This window comes from Chryseobacterium aurantiacum, assembly GCF_003020585.1.
Taxonomy (GTDB): domain Bacteria; phylum Bacteroidota; class Bacteroidia; order Flavobacteriales; family Weeksellaceae; genus Chryseobacterium; species Chryseobacterium aurantiacum.
The window spans coordinates 326,094-346,039 of record NZ_PXUE01000004.1 but is presented as its reverse complement, the minus strand read 5'-3'; the positions used below and the strand labels follow the sequence as shown (position 1 = coordinate 346,039).

The following is a 19,946-nucleotide window of genomic DNA, read 5'->3' as shown; positions in this document are numbered from 1 at the left end:
AATTATATTTGAATGACAACAATAGTGGTTGCAATGGGAGAGAAGAACGAAATTGGTTTTGAGAACCAGTTGCTTTGGCATCTTCCTAAAGATTTAAAACATTTTAAAGACCTTACTTCGGGGCATCCGATTATTATGGGTAGAAAGACGTATGAGAGCATTGGGAAGCCACTGCCTAATCGTACGAATATTGTTGTTTCAAGAAAAAAAGACTGGTTTGAAGAGGGAATTCTTATTGTAGGAAGCCTTAAGGAAGCTATGAAATTTGCCAAAAAGATAGATGAAGAAGTTTTTGTCATTGGTGGTGGTAATATCTATGAGCAAACCATGGAAATGGTAGATAAACTTGAAGTTACCTTGGTAAAGGCAGATCTGAAAGCAGATACATTCTTTCCGAAAATAAATGAAAAGATCTGGAAAAAAACAAATGAAGTATGCCATGAAAAAGACGAAAAAAATGGATATGACTTCTGTTTCCAAACATTCGAAAAGATTAAGAGCGAATAGTTATGAGAATTCTAACCTCTAACTTCTAGCTTCTAACCTCTAATTTTTTTATCTTTGCACTTCTAAAATTTAATAATGAATAAATACATAAAAATTGCAGTAGCAGCACTTCTTATCCTTTTAGGACTTTACATGATGATTTTCACAAGAAATCTTGGTTGGGGAATTGTTATTTTCCTTTTGGCTGCATTTCCAATTTTACTTTTCTTTAAAAATGAGTATATCCTTTTGGCTTTCTGGCAATTGAGAAAGCAAAATATGGAGAAAGCTGCGGAATGGTTAACAAAAATCACTAATTATAAAACACAGCTTCACCAATCTCAATATGGGTACTTCCATTATTTATTAGGCTTAACACAAGCTCAGGATCACCCGACAAAAGTAGAACCTCTAATGAAAAAAGCCCTGGAATATGGTTTGAATATGAAGCACGACAGAGCGATGGCTACTTTAAATCTTGCAGCAGCAGCTATTTCTAAAGGAAGAAGACAGGAAGGACAAAAATTACTGGAAGAAGCAAAAAGATTGGATAGTGCTGGAATGATGACGGATCAGATCAAAATGATGAAAGATCAGCTGAAAATGCCAACAATGCAGAAGCATATGCACAATCCTAACATGAGACAAAGAGGAAGATTCTAAGAAATATCCTATACAATATAAAAGCCCTGAATTATTCAGGGCTTTCTTTTTTTCTTATTTGGAGTTGGTTGAGCCTGGAAAAAGAGTTTCTTGGATAAAGATTTTCTCTAAATATCAGTGATTGTTTCTCTTTTTTAATAGGCTTTAAGTCCATAGTTTACGAACATATCTTTTATGAACTACATTTCCGAATTCTGATCATAGCCATAAAATTTAGGCATCTGCCAGTGGTATTTCACAGCAAGTGTTCTGATAGCAACAATGAGCAGAATCGTAAAGATCTGTACAAAAGTATATGATAATGGAGTATATTTTGTCATTAATAAAAATGAAGCTCCTCCCACAATACATGCGGTAGCATAAATTTCCTTTCTGAAAATCAATGGAATTCTGTTAAGTAATATATCCCGAATAATTCCCCCAAAACATCCGGTAATGGTTCCCAATCCGATACAGATTAAAGGATGAATGCCGGCATTCAATCCTTTTTGTACACCAATAATGGTAAAGAGACCCAGTCCGAAACTGTCGAAAATAAATAAGGTTACCTTAAAATTCTTTTCAAGAGATTTGAATACCATGGAAAAGATACTGGTAACCAAAATCAGGATGCACATCAAAAGATCATGCATCCAGAACACAGGAATGTCCAGAAGAAGATCTCTTACAGTTCCTCCTCCTACAGAAGTTACAAAGGCAATAATGAGTACGCCGAACGGATCAAGACGCTTTTGCATGGCTGCAAAGCTACCTGACATGGAAAACGCAATGGTCCCAAGGACTTCTATGGCAAAATTGAACTGTTCATGCATATAATATGAGTAATAAATAACGAGCAATGAGTAATAAAAAGTATGCCACTTAAATTTGAAGTAATTTAAACTTATCGGTAGTCATAACTTTTACAAGCTCTTCACATTCTAATTTTAAATGTAAAAAAAAATTCCGGACTTATGTATTTCAGTTCATCAATTTCTTTAAAACAATATAAATTTTAGCAAATTTTTCCTTTTCAGATCTTACTTTTGAAACGGCTAGCAATTAGCAGCTACAGAAGTTGATGACCTGATAGTTTGTTTTCTTAATTATTGAAATATCATCAGAATAGGGCAGCAATGAAAGTGTTCTAATGATGACAATAGAAAAATTCTTAGCTCTTTCACTGAAGACCCGATTAAAATCCATACCTTAAAATTACTTATTGCTCATTACTTATTTTTCCACTCTCACAGAGTCCGGAACCATAAGTTCGTATTCTCCGCCATGGGTAATGATCTCCCTTACAATGCTGCTGCTGATAAAGGATTTTCCGGATGACGTTAATAAGAATACCGTTTCCAGTTTCTTGTGAGCAAGGGTTCTGTTGGTATGGGCAATCGCTTTTTCAAATTCAAAATCGGCAGGATTTCTTAGTCCTCTGATGATGTATTGAGCATTTTTTTCGAAGCAATAGTCAACGGTAAGTCCCTCAAATGAGTCTACTTCTACATTGGGGAATTCTGCCACCGAATTTTGAATAAACTCCATTCTTTTTTCAAGAGGAAACATATATTTCTTCTGGGAATTTTGTCCAATGGCAATAATTAATTTATCAAAAAGCGGGGCTGCTCTTTCTATAATATCGTAGTGTCCTAAAGTAATGGGGTCAAATGACCCTGGGAAAACAGCAATTTTCATGTTGTACGAGTTATAATTTTGAGTTATAAATTTTAGACTATGAATTATGACTTTATTCAGTTCTATTATCTAGTCTCTAATTTTAACGACTATTATCTATTTTCTTTTATTTAAGGCTTTTTCAACTTCGTTTCCGCAAAGATCCATGATGGAAATTCCATAATGTTTTGCCTGCTGAGGAAGAATACTGGCAGGAGAGAATCCTGGGTTGGTATTCATTTCAAGCATATAGGGAATTCCGTTCATCAAAATAAATTCACTTCTTGAGAAACCACTCATTCCAAGTGAGTTGTAAGCTCTTTTAGCAATTTCTTCAACTCTTTTTGTTGTCTCATCGTCAATTCTTGCAGGAGTTATTTCTTCAGAAGCTCCTTCATATTTAGCTTCATAATCGAAAAACTCATTGGTCGGAACAATTTCAGTTATTCCTAGAACAATAGTTTCCCCTTTGAAGTCGATAACACCTACGGAAACCTCCATACCATCTAGGAAACTTTCGATAAGAATCTCATTATCTTCCTTGAACGCTACTTCTGTAGCTGCAATTAGTTCCGACTTTTCCTTAACCTTGGAAATTCCCAATGAAGATCCTGACTGATTAGGCTTTACAAATAAAGGAAGTTTTAATTCTTCTACAATTTTATCAGCATCAATGTCTTCTCCTTTTCTTAAATAAATACTTTTTGCAGAAGGAATTCCATATTTTGATAATACAGCAAGAGTGTCTTTTTTATTGAAAGTAAGTGCGCTCTGATAAAAATCGCAACCTGTGTATTTTTGTCCTATTGCATCCCAGTACGCTTGTAGAATACCATTCTCTCCAGGTGTACCGTGGATGATATTAAAGCAAACATCAAACTTTAATGTTTCGCCATTATCTAGGGAAACAGAGAAATCTCCTTTATTGATCTGGTGTTTTTTATCATTTTCGCCTAAAAAATACCATTCGTCTTTAAGGACTACTACTTTATATACATCGTACAGATTTCTGTCTAAGGAATCATAAATCAACTGTCCGCTTTTTAAGGATACAACATATTCATCAGAATAGCCTCCCATTACTACGGCAACACTTTTTTTGTTCATAACCATATAGTATCAATTAAGGCAAATTTAAACATTTTATGTAATGCAGTATGGGAAATCCGCAAATTTTAAGTTCAAAAATGAATTGTGTTAAATAAAAAGCACATTCTAAAATTATTAGCTATATTTGCCGTTGTAATTAAAGTATTTTTAAGTATGCTTAAATCACTTTTCAGTTGGAAAGTTTTACTGAATTTAGTAGTAGCCATCGGTGTTTTCGTAGGGCTTGTATGGCTTACGTTTCGCTGGTTGGAGTACCATACTAATCACGGTCAGGAAATTCCTGTTCCTAATGTTGTTAATAAATCTGTACATGATGCTGTTAAAATATTAGACGATACAGGTTTGGAATATGAAGTAGATAGTGCGAATTATGATCCGAAATACAGGCCATTTCAGGTTCTTCAGATTTATCCTGCACCGGGTTCCCGTGTAAAGGACGGAAGAACGGTGCGTCTTAAGGTGAATCCTAGAACATGGGCACAAATTGCTGTACCTGATGTAATTAACAAGTATTCGGGGCTGGCATTCCAGAGATTGGATCAGGTAGGTCTTAAAATTGGAGATACCATTTATGAGCCAAGTATTCAGAAAGATGCTCTTCTACGAATTCTATATAAAGGAAACGCCGTAAATCCGGGTGCTCGTTTACCTAGATTCTCAGTAATTGATGTTGTAGTAGGATCCGGGCCAATGAGAAATATTTCAATTCCTAATGTTGTAGGACTTTCTGTAAAGGAAGCCAGAGCAGTCATTACGAAGAGTATGTTTGAAGTAGGATTGGTAGAACATGAAGATGGTGGTAAAGATGAATCTGATATCATTTATTACCAAGATCCTAGTTCAGGGGATGTTCGTGACCAAGGAATGCAGATTGACCTTTGGGCAAGTAAGAAGACTCCGGCAGAATTAAGAGCTAAAATAGAACAGCTAAACTCTATTTATCGTATGAAGGTAGATACTTCTTTGCCTCCGGTACGATATGAAGAAGTTCATAATGAACCAAGCTATGAAGCTCCGGTTATACCTCCTCCGGCACCAAGAAGAGAAACTCCAAAGCCAGAGGTGCAGAAAACAGAGACTCCTAAACCTCAGACGACAACTCCAAAGCCTGCTACAGGTTCAGGAACTGAGAAGCCAAAAACTTCTACAACTCCCTCGTCTACAGGAAGTACAACTAAACCTGCTGCTTCTACAACTACAGCTCAGCAACCTGCTCAAAAGCCAAAAGCTAAAAAGGTAGTAGTAGAATAATTTCAGATTAATATAAAAAATACAGGCTTCAACTGCAAAATGTTGAGGCCTTTTGTGTAAAAAAATAAAAACAATGTCAGAAGATAACGAAGATTTTTTAGATGAAGAATTGCTGGATTCCAATAGTATTGATAATATCGATATAGATGAGGAAAATAAAGGATTGTATGAACATCTTAACATCACTGTTGATCCTAAACAGGAGCCGTTAAGAATAGATAAATTCCTTTTGATATACAGACAGAATTCTTCAAGGAATAAAATTTCACAGACCTGTAGGGCTGGAAACGTTATAGTCAACGGAGCTGCAGTAAAGCAAAATTACCGTGTAAAACCCGGGGACCAAATCTCAGTATTACTTACCCACCCACCTAGAGAAAATGTTATTATTCCGCAGGATATCCCTGTTAATATCATCTATGAAGATGATGATTTAGTGGTGGTAGATAAAGAAGCGGGGATGGTGGTGCATCCAGGACACGGAAACTGGGATGGAACACTGGTGAATGCTTTGGCTTACCACTTCGAAAAAAATGGGGCAAAATCTGATCTTGACAGGGTAGGGCTTGTTCACAGGATTGATAAGGATACTTCCGGACTTTTGGTGATTGCTAAAAATGAATATGCATTAAGCTTTCTGGCCAAACAGTTCTTTAACAGAACCACCAAAAGACTATATTGGGCTTTTGTGTGGGGAAATCTTAATGATGAAGAAGGGACAATAAGAGGGCATATAGGGAGACATCCCAAAAATAGAATGCAGATGTCTGTTTACGAAGATGGAAGCCAAGGAAAGCATGCCGTTACCCACTACAAGGTGCTGGAAAGATTCAAGTATATGACATGGGTGGAATGTAAGCTGGAAACCGGAAGAACCCATCAGATCAGAGCGCATTTCAAGCATATCGGGCATACATTGTTTAATGATGAAAGATATGAAGGACATACGCCGTTAAGAGGAGTAAATATTCCAAAATATAAGCAGTTTATTAAAAATGTTTTTGAAATTTTACCAAGACATGCTTTGCACGCACATACCCTAGGATTTATACACCCAACAACAAAAAAGGAATTATATTTTGAAAGCCCAATGCCCAAAGATATGACGGATGCCGTAAAAAAATGGAGAAATTATTTAGAAAACTAAAAATATATTGAGATTTTTTTTATATTTGTTGAATTGAAATCAAGATTTGTTATGAGAAAACTATATGCTATCGTATGTTTAGCTCTTTTGTCAAATGCATACAAAGCACAAGAATCACTACCATATTATCAACAGTATCTTTTGGATGGTGATTTCCTGTTCAACCCAGCTCAGTACGGTAAAACAGACTACGTACAGCTCAATGCCATTTATCAAAAGCAATTTTCAAAATTCAGCGAATCCCCAAACGTACAATCAGTGGGAATCAATGCAAACATATTCGATAGAGTAGGTGCCGGTCTAACAGTATTCAGAGACAGTAATGGAGCAGAGTCTTCAGGAGGTGTTACAGCTGGTGCTTCATATTTTATTCCTCTAAGTAGTGAGGGAGATAGAAAAGATCAGTTCTCCTTTGGTACAAGTGTAAGTTTGTATAATAGAAATTTTGATTATTCTAAAATTAACGTTGAGGAGCAAGGTGACCCATTAGTAAGAGGTGATGAAAGTAATATCTTCATGGCTTATGCTAATTTCGGTTTGGCTGCTACTTATAAAAACCTTTTTGGGGGCGTGTCTGTGAATGATATCGCATTAGGGAACGATAAACCAATTGTAAACGGGTACGAGCCTTCTCCAATTAAATTCTTCTTAAATTTAGGGTATAACTGGCACATTGCCGATAATATCATGCTGACACCTGCAGCAATGATCAACCTGAATACCAACTCAACAAGAGTAATGGACTATAACCTAATGGCTACATTCTCAAACGAGATCAACGCGTTCTCTTTTGGGGTAAGCTATAGAGCCGCTCAGAATAGATTTGACAGTCAGCAATTAGAAATTGCTCCTATTGTTAAAGTAAGATTCAATAAATTTATGATTGGAGCTACTTATAACCTTGGATTGTCTGATATTCAGAAATATGGAGGAAACAGCTTCATGATTGGTCTTGGTTATAACTTCGATAACTTTATTAATGTTAGAGGATATAGATATTAATCAATTTAATTTAAATAAATTTGAGCTCTGAATTTTTCAGGGCTTTTTTTATGATATATATTCACATTCCTTTCTGTAAACAAAAATGCAGCTATTGTAATTTTCACTTTTCCACCTCCTTAAATTTTAAGGACGAAATGCTTCGTGCAATGAAAGCTGAAATAAAGCTTAGAAAGGATGAATTACAGAATAAGAGCTTAAAATCCTTATATTTTGGAGGCGGAACCCCTTCCATTCTTTCGGTGGATGAAATCAATTCCTTGATTGATGAGGCTTTACGTTATTTTAGTTTTGAAAAAGATATTGAGATTACGTTGGAAGCCAATCCTGATGATCTAGATAAGACATTTTTAAAACAATTGGCGGGAACACCGGTTAATCGTTTATCCATTGGAACCCAAAGCTTTTTTGAAGAAGATTTGAAACTGATGAATCGTGCCCATACAGCTTCAGAGGCAGAAGGTTCTATTAAGCGTGCCCAGGACTTTGGTTTTGAAAACTTAAGCATAGATTTAATTTACGGTTCACCTACTTCCAATCTGGAAATCTGGAAAGAAAATTTAAACAAAACTATTGCACTGGAAGTTCCTCATATCTCTTCTTATGCATTAACTGTTGAGCCTAAAACGGCCTTGGAAAACTGGATTTCAAAAGGAAAAGTTAAAAGTCCGCGGGAAGAAGAGCAAAACAGAGAATTTTATTACCTGTCAGACTTTTTAAAAGATAATGGTTTTGAACATTATGAAGTCTCCAACTTTGCAAAACCCGGTTTTTATTCCAGGCATAATTCTGCCTATTGGAAGTATCAGGAGTACTTAGGAATAGGCCCCTCGGCACATTCTTACAACGGATTTGATGTGAGAAGCTGGAATGTAGCCAATAATCAGCAATATATTAAAAAGCTTAATGCAAAACTTCTGGCCAAGGAAGAGGAAATTCTTTCTTTGGAAGATCAGTTTAATGAAATGATCATGATTGGCTTACGAACAATCTGGGGAGTTGATCTAAAAAGCCTAAAAGATAAGTTCAACGATAGATTTCTCGAGCATTTTCAAAATGAAATCAAACAAAAAAAGGAAGATGGTATTTTAATTGTTGAGGATGATCACCTAAAAATTCCTGAAAAGCATTGGTTTATGGCAGATGGAATTGCTTCTGATTTATTTATGGTTTAATGGAGTTGAAAAAGAGCCAATTTTAGGATAAATAAACTTATTAAACTCAAATTTTGAATCTAAAATCTTCGTATTTTTGTATAAAATTTCAGTTCATTTGAAAACTAAAAAACAAGATTACTCGCATCTTTCACCCAGCCAGCCTATCGGTATCTTTGATAGTGGAGTAGGAGGACTTACTGTAGCTAAAGAAATCAAAAGGCTTCTTCCTCACGAAGACCTTATTTATTTTGGTGATACAAAGCACCTTCCCTATGGTGAAAAATCGAAAGAAGCGATTATAGAATATTCTACAAAAATTACTAACTTCCTGCTGGAGCAGAATTGTAAGGCCATTGTAATTGCCTGTAATACAGCTACAGCAAATGCTTTAAACGAAGTGATGCAGTCTGTTGCGGGTAAGGTTCCGGTAATTGATGTTATTAATCCCGTTGCCGAAAAAGTATCCTACGAGATTCATAATAATGTTGGAGTTATTGCTACCAAGGCAACTGTGAATTCCGGTCTTTACAAAAAGAGTATTCGAAAACATAATAAATGGATTAAGGTTGATGAATTGGCAACTCCATTGCTGGTGCCTGCCATTGAAGAAGGTTTCAAAAATCATCCCATTACCCATGCTATTATTTACAATTATTTGAGTAACAGTAAGCTGAAGAATATTGAAACCCTGATTTTAGGGTGTACCCATTATCCGCTTTTAATAGATGAAATAAAACAATATTACGGAAACAGAGTTCGTGTTATCGATTCTCCTAACATTGTGGCTAATCATCTGAAGATTATTCTGGATAAGTATAATCTCCTTAATGATAATAACCAAACACCCAATTATCATTTTTACCTTTCTGACCTTACCAAGAACTTTGAAAAGATCTCCAAGAAATTCTTCGGTAAAACAATCGATTTAGAACTAAAAGTATTATAAATAAAAAGTCTGCCTCCTATAGAAGCAGACTTTTTTCTTGATAACTTGTGATTGCAAGCTATAATTATTGGTTAGGCTTCCAAAATCACTTTCTCAGCTTCTAGCCTTGTCTTTGGATTAAATTTCGGTTGATTGGCATCGGTTTCTGTTCTTTCTCCAATAGCTACAGCAAAAAGAGTTTCGTAGTTTTCATTTTTCAGAATATCATCATACTGATCCGGCTCAATACCTTCCATTGGAGTAGAGTCTATTCCCATATCAGCGCACGCAGAAAGCAATACTCCCAGTGATAAATAAACCTGATGACCCAGCCATGCCTTTATATCAGCTTCTCCTTTAGGTTTTACTCTATTTTTGTAATAGTTCACATTGCCCTCAGGAAGGCTCTCCTCAATTTGTTTTTCGAAATCTTCAGGGTTTTTAATAACCTGAAAAATAATCAAGTGGCTGCAATCCTGTACTTTCTCTTTGTTGATGTAAGAAACCTCTGCAAGTTTTGTCTTCAATTCTCCACGATTTACAAAAATAAAGTTCCATGGTTGGCTGTTGATGGAAGATGGACTCAGGTTAAGGATTTCTTTCAATTGGGAAATTTGTTCTTCATTGATATTTCCTTGTGGGTTATACTTTTTTACGGTATACCTTGTTTTCATTTTGTCTAAAAAACTCATAATTTTATACTATCATTTTTATAGTTACAAAATTAATTTAAGTTTATTAACTTTGCAATAACGGTAAAAAATGATAGTATAAAATGTATACAATAGACAATAAAAATTATCCTTGCTGTACCAGTGTTACCATGAGGTTTATTGGAGGGAAATGGAAAGCTGTAATTTTATATCACCTCATAGATGGGGCAAAGCGATATAATGAATTGAGAAAAGTAATTCCGACCATTACTGAGAGAACACTGAGTCTTCAGCTCAAACAGTTGGAAGAGGATAATGTGATAGATAGAAAAGTGTTTACAGAAAAGCCACCTTTAATGGTAGAATATACATTAACGGATTTTGGTAAGACTTTGTTGCCTGTTTTAGAAGAAATTACAAAATGGGGAAAGACAGCGCCTGAGAGGTCAAAAAAAATAATCAGGAATTAAAGTTCCTGATTATCTTCTTTATTTGGATTGAAAAAACTGAAACTCACGTTTCCGTATTTTCTTGTATCTACCAGATTGGGGTGTTCCAGTTTCATTCTGCTTTGATGCTCTACAATAAGAACTCCGTTTTCCTTTAGGTATTTATTGTTTAAAACCAGGGAAATCAGTTCGTAGTATTTCTTTTCTTCCATTTCAAAAGGAGCATCAGAAAACACAATTTCAAAAGACTTTTTGTTTCTGAATTTTTTCAGCCAGTCAAATACATCTCCTCTTTGTACGTTGATCTGAAGAGCCATATCCAGCTCAGAGGCGGTAGAGTTGATAAAGGCTGTATGCTTTGGATTCATTTCCACAGAAGTTACATTCTGACATCCTCTGGATGCAAATTCAAATGTAATAGAACCAATTCCTGCAAAAAGATCAAGTACAGAAATAGACTGCATGTCGTATTTATTTTCCAGAATGCTGAATAAAGCTTCCTTGGCAAAATCTGTGGTTGGCCTTACATCAAAGTTTTTTGGGGCGGCAATTTTTTTGGCTTTCCATTTGCCTGATATTATTCTGAACATGTTGTATTAGGGTTTAGGTAATAGATTATTGGCGGCAGAAGTTATATCCAGAATAGGAGTCCTTTTATCTGCGACCTGCAATCTAGTTAAGTATAAAATTCTTATTGGGAATATTGTCAAAAACAATCTTCAGATTTTTCACAAATTTCTGAAGCTCGGAAATAAAGGTCTCATTTTCCGTAGTTTCTCCATAGGCATAAAAGTTGGTTTCATTAATACCAAAGCCTATTTTGCTTAATGTAAACATAATGAAGTAAAGAAAGTCAACTTCAGAATTTACATCCAGATTATTGTAAAGTATAATCTTCTTATTGTCAATGGCGAAAAATTCACATTGATTATGATAAAGGTTGATATGAATCTCCTTGTTATTCTTATTATTAATAGAACTTAAAAACTTTTCTCCGGAGAAGTTAAAGTGTACCGGTATAGCCAGCTCCTTTATTTTTTTGTAATAATTCTTCGGAAAAGTATAATAAAACTGAATATTAAACTTTTTGTTGATGGAAAGCATCAGTTCTTCTTTTTCCTTATCAGTAGGAGCATTGAAAGAAATTAAATCAAATCCGGCATCATGATCAGAAAAACCTTCCGGCATAAGGGTAAAATGATTCCATGCAGAAATCACCTGTATTTCATCAAATCGCTGTTTGATAAGAACTTCATCCAGTTTTTCTTCAATAAGGTTGGCTGGGGTTTCTTCAGTAACAAAATAGGATTTTTCTTCCAGAATGCTTTTGTTTTTTACAATCTGGTAAATCAATCCGTCTTTGGTAAAAAGTAAATTAAGTACGTTCATATTTCAATTGCTGCAAATTTAGTGAAATTCTACCATTACCGCACCCGATTGATGGTGAAGTATTTCCTTATTATAAAAATCAATATTAACCTGGCTTTCCAAAACATCGCGAACCATCCTCTGTAGGGTTCCATCCCCAATTCCGTGTACAATCTCCAATCTCTTTAAGTTGTTTCTTCTGCAAAATTCCAGGACCTCGATCAATTTTTCCTTTTGAATAAACAATCTTTCAAAACTATCATAATCACTGGGATTCTTTACCAAATTATGAAAATGAAGGTCCAAAACCAAATGATTTTTCTGATGCTTTTTAGAAATAATCTTTCTAGGTTCAGCTTTTCTTATCACTCTGATATTTTCGTAAAGACCTTTATCCTTTGGAACCAGCTTTTCTTTGGGATATTGATGGGTAAAACCGTATTCATCCTTAAAAACCACAATATTTCCTTTCACGGAAGTAACAATCCCGCTTAAATCTTCGTCCACTACAGAAACGGTATCCCCAATTTTCATACTATTTAAAACCTATTCGCTCTTTTTAGCCAATGATAAACCAATTTCTGGTTCTATCAGAAGTAAGATGAGCCTGTTTAATCTTTCACTCTATATCAAGAAGTCTTTACACCCTTGGCCCCAATTCAATAATTTCCAGATCTTTAATTTCTTCACCATCTACTACAAAACGCATCATTGTCCTCATCTTATGCCAACCCTGTTTTCCACAGGCTCCGGGATTCAGATGAAGAAGAGTATTCTTTTCATCATACATGGCTTTTAAAATATGTGAATGCCCTGAAATAAATAATTTCGGAGCCTTCTCAGTGATTTCTTTTTTAGTAAGTGGAGTGTATTTTCCGGGATAGCCACCAATGTGGATCATCAGAACTTCCAATTTTTCACAGAAAAAACGATTTACTTCAGGAAACTCAGAGCGAATCTTAGCATTGTCAATATTTCCGTAGACCCCTTTTATAGGTTTTGTCTTTTCGAGCTGCTCAATAACGTCCATGCTTCCAAAGTCGCCACAATGCCATACTTCATCTGCTTGGGAGGCGTACTCTAAAATTCGATCGTCGATATAAGAGTGAGAATCGGAAAGAAGAAGAATCTTTGTCATTATCTTAACGTTCTTTCAGTGATATTTTCGTCGTATTTGTCTTTAAATACAGCAACTCGCTCAGAGTTCAGTTCTCCATCATGATTAATAACCCTTTCTTTTAATAGCCATCTTACCAGTTTTTCCATTCCTTTTTTAGAATTCATGAAGTTGGCAATTTTAGCCATATCTGTAGATTCTATTTTGATTTTTTCAGTCAGGAAATTGAGAATGAAATAATCATCATTTACATATCTTGGTGTTTCATTATCCATGTATTTGTATAGCAAAACTTCCTCATCACCTTTCATTGAAAAGAATGAGTACTGGGCTGCATTTATTTTTTCTGCTTTCAGGATCTGCTTTCCATCCAGGAGAACCTTGTCGTCTTTAATGGTTACATCCTGAGAAAAATATAAATTACAGCTTATCATCAATAAGACGAAAGCTAATAATCTGTTTATTGCCATTGTAATGTTTTAGACTGCAAATATAAAGAAGCTTTAGTTAAAAACTATTTTGATGGGTTCAGATAATTATTGGAAATATTTTGACAGTTTAGTAAGAAATGTCCTTGGTTCTGCGGATGGAGTCCAGCTTCTTTTCAATATCTGCGCTGAAAACTTTCTTTAATTTCAGTTCACTTCCGATAAGCCTTGAAATAGTAAAAGTACCATTCATACTATTATTGGAGGGAAATACAATGGCAATTGAAGAATCTGAAACTTTCTTCCAGTTTCCACTGTACCGTTCAAATTTTGAAGCTTTATTAGGAAAGTCTTCTGTAGCATCATATCCGTTGGCAGATTTGCTTAAATTTCCTATAACTTTTCCATTCTTATTGAATTTTAAACCGGGGCTTTTGGTATCAAAAACATCCTGTTTTTCATAGGTGTAAATATAAGTGTCGAGTTTCTTCAACTTCCAGGTCTGTAAAAGTAATGGATTTGAGGTCCTGTCCTGACTTTTAACGAAACTGATGGCAAAAAATGATAATAATAGGATACCAATAGATTTTTTCATGAATATATAACTGATTAATTGGAAATGTAAGTAAACTTTTAACATTGACAAAATTGACATCGTCTAATATTTACTAAATTTGGGAAAATTAAAAAAATAATGAAGCAGAAACTTTCTTTTTTTATTTTTCTTTTGACTGTAGGATTAGCCAATGCGCAGGTCGAAGAAAAAAAACTGGATGAACTGATCCAAAATACTCTGAAGACTTTTGACGTTCCGGGAATGTCAGTAGGAATTGTAAAAGATGGGAAAGTAACCTATTCCAAAGGATTTGGAGTACGTTCACTTACCACCAAACAACCGATGGATGATAATACACTTGTAGGGATTGCTTCTAACTCTAAAGGTTTTACCTGTGTGGCATTAGCAATTTTGGCAGACGAGGGAAAATTGAACTGGGATGATAAAGTTTCAAAATACATTCCTGAGTTTCAGATGTATGATCCGTATGTTTCCCAGAATGTAACAATAAAGGATTTGATTACCCATAGAGCCGGATTAGGACTGGGACAAGGTGACCTGATGTTTTTTCCTGAAGGAGGAAATTTAACCGTGAATGATATTGTTCACAATGTAAGATATTTAAAGCCTGAAAATCCTTTCAGAACCACATTGGATTATAACAATATCATGTTTGTTGTTGCAGGAGAAGTAATCCACAGAGTTTCGGGATTAAGCTGGGCAGAATTTATCGAGCAAAAAATTATGAAACCTGTAGGGATGAATTCCAGCTTTGGAAGTTACAACAGAGCGAAAGCTTCTGCCAATAAAATTGATGCTCATGCTCCCATAGACGGAAAAGCAATTGCAGTTCCCCACGACTGGAATGAAACAGCTAATGCTGCAGGAGGAATTATGAGTAACATTAAGGATATGGCAACCTGGGCAGAATGTCTTTTGAATAACTTTACAACTAAAGACGGTAAGAAACTGGTTTCAGACAAAAATAGTCAACAGCTTTGGAGCCTGCAGATTCCTGATAGAGTTGCCGCAAAGAATCCCTATGATACAAGTTTTTACGGATATGGTTTAGGATGGTTTTTAAGTGATGTGAAAGGACACAAGCAGGTACAGCATACAGGAGGTCTTATCGGAACAGTGACCCAGTTTACCCTGATTCCTGATCTTAAGCTGGGAATTGTTGTTTTGACTAATCAGCAGTCCGGAGCAGCTTTCAATACCATTACAAATACGGTAAAGGATTCTTACCTTGGAGTGGCAGACAGAAACTGGCTGAAAACATATGGTGAGAGGATGTCTAAAATGAATATGGAATTTGAAAAACAAAAGAAAGAAGCGTTTTCAAAATCAGAAGCATTCAAAAAAGAAAAAACACTTCAACCAAAGGCAGAGCAGTTTACAGGTACATATAATGATGTTTGGTTTGGTGATGTAGAAATTGTTCAGCAAGGAGGAGCCTACAGAATTTCATGTAAAAATTCACCAAGATTGAAAGGAGAATTGCTTCCATATTCCAATAATTCATTTATTATTAAATGGGATGACAGAAGCTATGACGCTGATGCTTATATCGTTTTTAGTTACGACGAGAATGGAAAAGCACAATCAGCAAAGTTGAAAGCTATTTCGGATGTGACGGATTTCAGCTTTGATTTTGATGATCTGGATCTGAAAAAGAAGTAAAATAACATTGCAAAGAATAATTAAAAATCTTTGTTATTGTAATTCAATAGGAACGGGCTTTAGCCTGTTCTTTTTATTTATAGCAAATAATGTCTTTAGCCGCAACTAACCACCTTGCCTTTCCAGGTTGAGGAATAGTAATCTGTAGAAAAAATATGGGTTTACTGAATCAAGTTTAGGTCTTGCCGTGTTAAAGAAAGTTCTGTATTCAGGTGTTGTCTTTCAAAGAAATCTTTTAGTTCAGATAATCGTTTTCTGTTGTTATATTGTATACTTGAATGCAGTTTCATCTGACAGAGTGAGCAGGCTCTTGCAAAGTGATAATCTGTTTCTGCGAGAGAATTTGTTCCGTTCATCACACAATTAGCGTTCAGACAGTGACTGATTCCAAACATATGGCCTATTTCATGAGAACTGATTTTCATTAATCTTAAAAGACTATCATTAAAATTAGAATCGGTTAAACCACCATTAGCAAACCGGTATATTGAGGTTACTCCTACACCATTTTCATATGAAGCTAATCCGAAAACATAGTTCCACTCAGATCTTGGGAAAAGATCTTTTTCTGTGATACCCATTAATACTACTGCATCCTTGGGTTTTCTTTTTATTAAAAAACTATCTAGTACATATCCTGCCAATACCTGTTCCTGTCCTTCCTTAGAAACTCTTTTTACAGATTTAGGAAAAATAGAGTTGGGTAGTATAGGTAATATTTTTGTTTCGAGCTGATAATATATTCTTAAATACTCTTTTGTAAGTGCTATTTCCTTTTTTTGAAGCTCATTAAATTCTCCGATAGGTTGTAGATAGATTATATTTTTTTCTGATTCAGGTGTTATCTTTTTAGATTTCTGAAAATCTCCGAATTGCTGAAATTTTTCGTCATGATTATATCTCCAGCTTCCGAATTTAGGAGTAGAAAGTTTGACATCATTGGTTGCTATAATCTCAAAGTAGGTCTTCTCCTTTTTCTGGCATGAAAAAAAGAAGGTAAATAGTATTGCATAGAAAGCAGTTGAGGTGAATTTATATTTTCCCGGGCTCATAAAAGAACACCAGTTTCTTTTTAGCTCCATCAAACTCGGACCAGGATTCACAATCTACTTCAAAACCAGCAACACCACAGGTGGGAAAGTGAAAAATATCTTCAGAAATAGAATTAGCAAAATTGGAAATTCCATTATTATGAGAGAATAGGGCAACCGTACTTAGATTATCATCCAGGTCATAAATTACAGATTCAAAATTTCGTTCTGATGGATTATACAGTTTTTCATCAGTAGAACAGTCTAGCTGATAGGCTTGATTAAAAATCTTACACGTATTCAGAGCACGAACTGCAGGGCTTGATACAAAATGATCAATAGAAATATTATTGTTTTTTAAGAATCTGGACATGTTCATAGCATCCTCCAAACCTTTGTCTGCCAAGGGTCTGTCAAAGTCCTCCGTTTCTTCCGGCCAGTCGCTTTTTGCATGTCTTACGAGGATGAGTCTCTTCATATATTTGTTTTTTGGAAGATTAAAATTATAAAAAAAATAATGGAATAAAACATGATTTATATAAAAAAACTGCGTTATGAATAAAATCAGTAAATTTTACTAAATTTGCAGACTTATGGGACAAATCCTTGCAATAGACTACGGAAAGGCTCGTTGTGGCATTGCTGTAACAGACGATATGCAGATTATAGCCAGTGGGCTGGAGACTGTAGAGAACCGTGTTTTAATGGAATTTTTGAAAAAATATTTCAATGAAAACAAGGTAGATGAGGTAGTGATTGGGCTTCCCATAGATTTGAGAGGGAATATTTCAGAAGTGGAAACCGATATTTTAAAATTCATTGAAGAATTTAAAAAGGAATTTTCGGATATTGCAGTTCACCGTTTTGACGAAAGATTTACTTCAAAGATGGCTTCATTCTTTATTTCCCAAAGTGGAAAAACAAAGAAGAAAAGACAGGAAAAAGGATTAATAGATAAAGTAAGTGCAACCATCATATTGCAGAATTTTTTAGAACAAAGATTAAGATGATTTTACCGATAAGAGCTTTTGGGGATCCTGTTTTGAGAAAAGTGGGAAAAGATATAGATAAAGATTATCCCGAATTACAGGAACTGATAGAGAATATGTTTGAAACGATGTACAGCGCCAATGGCATAGGTCTTGCAGCGCCTCAGATCGGTTTGGATATTCGTATGTTTGTAATAGATGTGACACCTCTTGCAGAAGATGAGGATTATGAAGACATCAAGGATGAGTTGGCACAATTCAAAAAGGTATTCATTAATGCTACAATTCTGGAAGAATCCGGTGAAGAGTGGAAATTTAATGAGGGCTGTCTTTCTATTCCTGATGTAAGAGAAGATGTGAAAAGAAAAGGAACAATCGTTATTGAATATTATGACGAAAATTTTGTAAAACATACAGAAACTTTTTCCGATATTAGAGCCCGCGTAATTCAACATGAATACGATCACATTGAAGGAGTTCTGTTTACCGATCACTTGAGTGCTTTGAAGAAAAAACTAGTAAAAGGAAAACTGGCAAAGATCTCTCAGGGTGATGTAAGCATTGGTTACAAAATGAGGTTTCCAAAATAACTTAAACAAGGATTAATAAAGAAATAATAATAAGCAATTGGCTATATGCTGATTGCAGAATTTACAAAAAATAAAATTATGCTGTTAGAAAAAATAATTTCAATTTCTGGAAAACCAGGACTTTACAAATTAGTTTCTCAATTAAGAAACGGATTCATCATTGAAGATGTTACCAACAAGAAAAAAGTAAGCATCGGTAACTCTAGCCAGGTAAGCTTATTGGATAATATTGCAATGTTTACATTTGATAAAGAAGTTCCTTTGTTTGAAGTTTTTGAAAATGTTGCTAAAAACAATGATTATAAGCAAACGATTTCTCACAAGGCTTCTGATGCAGAATTGAAAGACTTTATGTTGGCTTCTCTTCCTAATTATGATACTGAAAGAGTATATGCATCTGACATCAAGAAACTGGCTCAGTGGTATAATATTCTTCACAAAGCTGGATATATTACTCCGGAAAGTTTTGTGAAAGCAGAAGCTGAAACCCTTGATGGTGAGCCTGCAGAAGAGGTAAGCATTGAGAAAGAAGCTAAAAAAGCGGCTCCAAAGGCAGAAAAGCCGGCAACGCCAAAGGTAAAAGCTACTTCAGCTGCAAAAGCGGCTCCGAAAAGCACACATACTAAAAAAGGATAATTCATTTTTGAATTAAAAATACAAACCTTGTTAAGAAACCTCTTAACAAGGTTTTTTATTTATTAATAAGGGAATCAAAAAGCCAATAACCATGATAATACATCATAGGTGATCGCTATTATGAATCTGCAAATTCTTGCAGACTGGCTGTGTTCTTTAATATAAACTTTCAACTTCAAGGGTTGCAGTAGAGGCAAAATAACCCTTACATTTGTATAAGATTGAATTTGCAGCAACATTATGAATACGAAACAGGAGAAACTAGAAGCATTCGGAAGATTATTGGATATTATGGATGATCTGCGTGAGAAATGTCCGTGGGATCAAAAGCAGACTCTGCAATCCCTTCGTCATCTTACCCTTGAAGAAACCTATGAGCTTTCTGATGCCATTTTACAGGATGATTTACAGGAAATAAAGAAGGAATTGGGAGATGTTCTGCTTCACTTGGTTTTTTATTCTAAAATAGGTTCTGAAAAAGAAAGCTTTGATATTGCAGATGTGATTAATTCCCTTAATGAAAAGCTTATCTTCCGTCACCCTCATATCTACGGAGATACTGAGGTGAAAGATGAAGAAGAAGTAAAGCAGAACTGGGAAAAATTAAAGTTAAAGGAAGGAAATAAATCTATTTTAGGAGGAGTTCCGAAAAGCCTGCCAAGTTTAGTGAAAGCCTATAGAATTCAGGATAAGGTAAAGGGCATTGGCTTTGAATTTCATGATGCAGAGGATGCCTGGAAAAAAGTAGATGAGGAAATTCAGGAGTTTCATGCTGAAACAGACTTGGATAAAAAAGAACAAGAGTTGGGAGATGTATTTTTCTCTTTGATTAACTATGCAAGAATTTCAGGAATAAATCCGGACTCTGCTTTAGAAAGAACTAATCTGAAATTTATTTCAAGATTTCAAAAGATGGAAAATATTGCCCGTGAGCAAAATTTAAATCTTGCTGATATGTCTCTGGAAGAAATGGATGTTCTTTGGGAAAAGGCAAAACAGTTATCATAACCCACACGATTGGAACAATTAATGCTTCTTATTTTTAGTTT

At 35.0% G+C, this 19,946-nt stretch carries 25 protein-coding genes; 13 read left to right on the top strand and 12 right to left on the bottom strand.

Translation table 11 applies throughout. From position 1 onward, the window contains the following. Positions 1-12: 12 nt before the first annotated feature. Both C7D53_RS15950 and C7D53_RS15945 read left to right on the top strand, forming a co-directional pair. Entirely contained in the window at positions 13-507 is a 495-nt protein-coding gene (locus C7D53_RS15950) for a dihydrofolate reductase (RefSeq protein ID WP_106917402.1), read from the top strand. Positions 508-582: 75 nt separating this feature from the next. After that, complete coding sequence (locus C7D53_RS15945; protein WP_076356133.1) at positions 583-1,149, top strand: hypothetical protein; 567 nt, start codon at positions 583-585, stop codon at positions 1,147-1,149. 179 nt (positions 1,150-1,328) lie between these two features. On the opposite strand, the gene C7D53_RS15940 is transcribed toward C7D53_RS15945, so the two are convergent. The 3 genes from C7D53_RS15940 to C7D53_RS15930 all read right to left on the bottom strand — a co-directional run bounded on the left by C7D53_RS15940 (position 1,329) and on the right by C7D53_RS15930 (position 3,912). Further along, positions 1,329-1,961, bottom strand: a complete 633-nt coding sequence (locus C7D53_RS15940; RefSeq protein WP_106917401.1) for a trimeric intracellular cation channel family protein — start codon at positions 1,959-1,961, stop codon at positions 1,329-1,331. Positions 1,962-2,361: 400 nt separating this feature from the next. Next, positions 2,362-2,826: a pantetheine-phosphate adenylyltransferase gene (gene coaD / locus C7D53_RS15935; RefSeq protein ID WP_076356137.1), complete on the bottom strand. Its 465-nt coding sequence runs from the start codon at positions 2,824-2,826 to the stop codon at positions 2,362-2,364. Positions 2,827-2,922: 96 nt separating this feature from the next. Next, positions 2,923-3,912, bottom strand: coding sequence for a D-alanine--D-alanine ligase (locus C7D53_RS15930; protein WP_106917447.1), 990 nt, complete (start codon positions 3,910-3,912; stop codon positions 2,923-2,925). 156 nt (positions 3,913-4,068) lie between these two features. On the opposite strand from C7D53_RS15930, the gene C7D53_RS15925 reads away from it, so the two are divergent. From C7D53_RS15925 to murI, 5 genes are all read left to right on the top strand, one after another. Then, the gene (locus C7D53_RS15925; protein WP_106917400.1) at positions 4,069-5,166 is read left to right on the top strand and encodes a PASTA domain-containing protein; all 1,098 of its coding nucleotides are present in this window, start codon (positions 4,069-4,071) and stop codon (positions 5,164-5,166) included. A gap of 73 nt (positions 5,167-5,239) precedes the next feature. Further along, positions 5,240-6,313, top strand: coding sequence for an RluA family pseudouridine synthase (locus C7D53_RS15920; RefSeq protein ID WP_185126706.1), 1,074 nt, complete (start codon positions 5,240-5,242; stop codon positions 6,311-6,313). A 51-nt stretch (positions 6,314-6,364) separates the two neighbouring features. Then, complete coding sequence (locus tag C7D53_RS15915) at positions 6,365-7,315, top strand: PorP/SprF family type IX secretion system membrane protein (RefSeq protein WP_106917399.1); 951 nt, start codon at positions 6,365-6,367, stop codon at positions 7,313-7,315. Between the two features lie 50 nt (positions 7,316-7,365). Beyond that, positions 7,366-8,490, top strand: a complete 1,125-nt coding sequence (gene hemW / locus C7D53_RS15910) for a radical SAM family heme chaperone HemW (RefSeq protein WP_106917398.1) — start codon at positions 7,366-7,368, stop codon at positions 8,488-8,490. 97 nt (positions 8,491-8,587) lie between these two features. After that, a complete protein-coding gene (gene murI, locus C7D53_RS15905; protein ID WP_106917445.1) occupies positions 8,588-9,418 on the top strand; it encodes a glutamate racemase in 831 nt (276 codons plus the stop codon). Between the two features lie 71 nt (positions 9,419-9,489). Here murI and C7D53_RS15900 read toward each other — a convergent pair whose 3' ends face one another. After that, positions 9,490-10,089: a nitroreductase family protein gene (locus C7D53_RS15900; RefSeq protein WP_106917397.1), complete on the bottom strand. Its 600-nt coding sequence runs from the start codon at positions 10,087-10,089 to the stop codon at positions 9,490-9,492. Between the two features lie 83 nt (positions 10,090-10,172). Between C7D53_RS15900 and C7D53_RS15895 the strand changes: the two genes are divergently transcribed. Beyond that, on the top strand, positions 10,173-10,520 hold the full coding sequence (locus tag C7D53_RS15895; protein ID WP_106917396.1) for a winged helix-turn-helix transcriptional regulator: 348 nt from the start codon (positions 10,173-10,175) through the stop codon (positions 10,518-10,520). Here the strand turns inward: C7D53_RS15895 and C7D53_RS15890 are convergent. The 6 genes from C7D53_RS15890 to C7D53_RS15865 form a co-directional block, all read right to left on the bottom strand. Further along, the gene (locus C7D53_RS15890; protein ID WP_106917395.1) at positions 10,517-11,089 is read right to left on the bottom strand and encodes an RsmD family RNA methyltransferase; all 573 of its coding nucleotides are present in this window, start codon (positions 11,087-11,089) and stop codon (positions 10,517-10,519) included. The two genes, C7D53_RS15895 and C7D53_RS15890, sit on opposite strands and share 4 nt — an antisense overlap. Before the next feature lie 82 nt (positions 11,090-11,171). Beyond that, on the bottom strand, positions 11,172-11,888 hold the full coding sequence (locus tag C7D53_RS15885) for a DUF3822 family protein (protein WP_076356153.1): 717 nt from the start codon (positions 11,886-11,888) through the stop codon (positions 11,172-11,174). Positions 11,889-11,906: 18 nt separating this feature from the next. Further along, positions 11,907-12,401, bottom strand: coding sequence for a Smr/MutS family protein (locus C7D53_RS15880; RefSeq protein ID WP_106917394.1), 495 nt, complete (start codon positions 12,399-12,401; stop codon positions 11,907-11,909). 106 nt (positions 12,402-12,507) lie between these two features. Beyond that, positions 12,508-13,005, bottom strand: coding sequence for a metallophosphoesterase family protein (locus C7D53_RS15875; protein WP_106917393.1), 498 nt, complete (start codon positions 13,003-13,005; stop codon positions 12,508-12,510). Continuing rightward, positions 13,005-13,454: a hypothetical protein gene (locus C7D53_RS15870; RefSeq protein ID WP_106917392.1), complete on the bottom strand. Its 450-nt coding sequence runs from the start codon at positions 13,452-13,454 to the stop codon at positions 13,005-13,007. The genes C7D53_RS15875 and C7D53_RS15870 overlap by 1 nt, the downstream gene beginning before the upstream one ends. A gap of 88 nt (positions 13,455-13,542) precedes the next feature. Next, entirely contained in the window at positions 13,543-14,007 is a 465-nt protein-coding gene (locus tag C7D53_RS15865; RefSeq protein WP_106917391.1) for a hypothetical protein, read from the bottom strand. Positions 14,008-14,106: 99 nt separating this feature from the next. On the opposite strand from C7D53_RS15865, the gene C7D53_RS15860 reads away from it, so the two are divergent. Further along, entirely contained in the window at positions 14,107-15,651 is a 1,545-nt protein-coding gene (locus C7D53_RS15860) for a serine hydrolase (RefSeq protein WP_106917390.1), read from the top strand. Between the two features lie 161 nt (positions 15,652-15,812). On the opposite strand, the gene C7D53_RS15855 is transcribed toward C7D53_RS15860, so the two are convergent. Together C7D53_RS15855 and C7D53_RS15850 are read right to left on the bottom strand one after the other, a co-directional pair. Continuing rightward, positions 15,813-16,703 (bottom strand): archaemetzincin, encoded by an 891-nt coding sequence (locus C7D53_RS15855; RefSeq protein WP_106917389.1) that lies wholly within the window; start codon positions 16,701-16,703, stop codon positions 15,813-15,815. Next, positions 16,684-17,160: a SixA phosphatase family protein gene (locus C7D53_RS15850; RefSeq protein ID WP_106917388.1), complete on the bottom strand. Its 477-nt coding sequence runs from the start codon at positions 17,158-17,160 to the stop codon at positions 16,684-16,686. The genes C7D53_RS15855 and C7D53_RS15850 overlap by 20 nt, the downstream gene beginning before the upstream one ends. Before the next feature lie 115 nt (positions 17,161-17,275). On the opposite strand from C7D53_RS15850, the gene ruvX reads away from it, so the two are divergent. The 4 genes from ruvX (at position 17,276) to mazG (ending at position 19,905) form a co-directional block, all read left to right on the top strand. After that, the gene (ruvX, locus tag C7D53_RS15845) at positions 17,276-17,692 is read left to right on the top strand and encodes a Holliday junction resolvase RuvX (RefSeq protein WP_106917387.1); all 417 of its coding nucleotides are present in this window, start codon (positions 17,276-17,278) and stop codon (positions 17,690-17,692) included. Then, positions 17,689-18,261 (top strand): peptide deformylase, encoded by a 573-nt coding sequence (def, locus tag C7D53_RS15840; RefSeq protein ID WP_106917386.1) that lies wholly within the window; start codon positions 17,689-17,691, stop codon positions 18,259-18,261. The genes ruvX and def overlap by 4 nt, the downstream gene beginning before the upstream one ends. Positions 18,262-18,339: 78 nt before the next feature. Next, positions 18,340-18,897 carry a DUF5606 family protein gene (locus C7D53_RS15835; protein ID WP_106917444.1) on the top strand — a complete coding sequence of 186 codons (558 nt, stop codon included), beginning with the start codon at positions 18,340-18,342 and terminating at the stop codon, positions 18,895-18,897. Between the two features lie 240 nt (positions 18,898-19,137). Beyond that, complete coding sequence (gene mazG, locus C7D53_RS15830) at positions 19,138-19,905, top strand: nucleoside triphosphate pyrophosphohydrolase (protein WP_106917385.1); 768 nt, start codon at positions 19,138-19,140, stop codon at positions 19,903-19,905. The last annotated feature ends 41 nt before the right edge of the window (positions 19,906-19,946 follow it).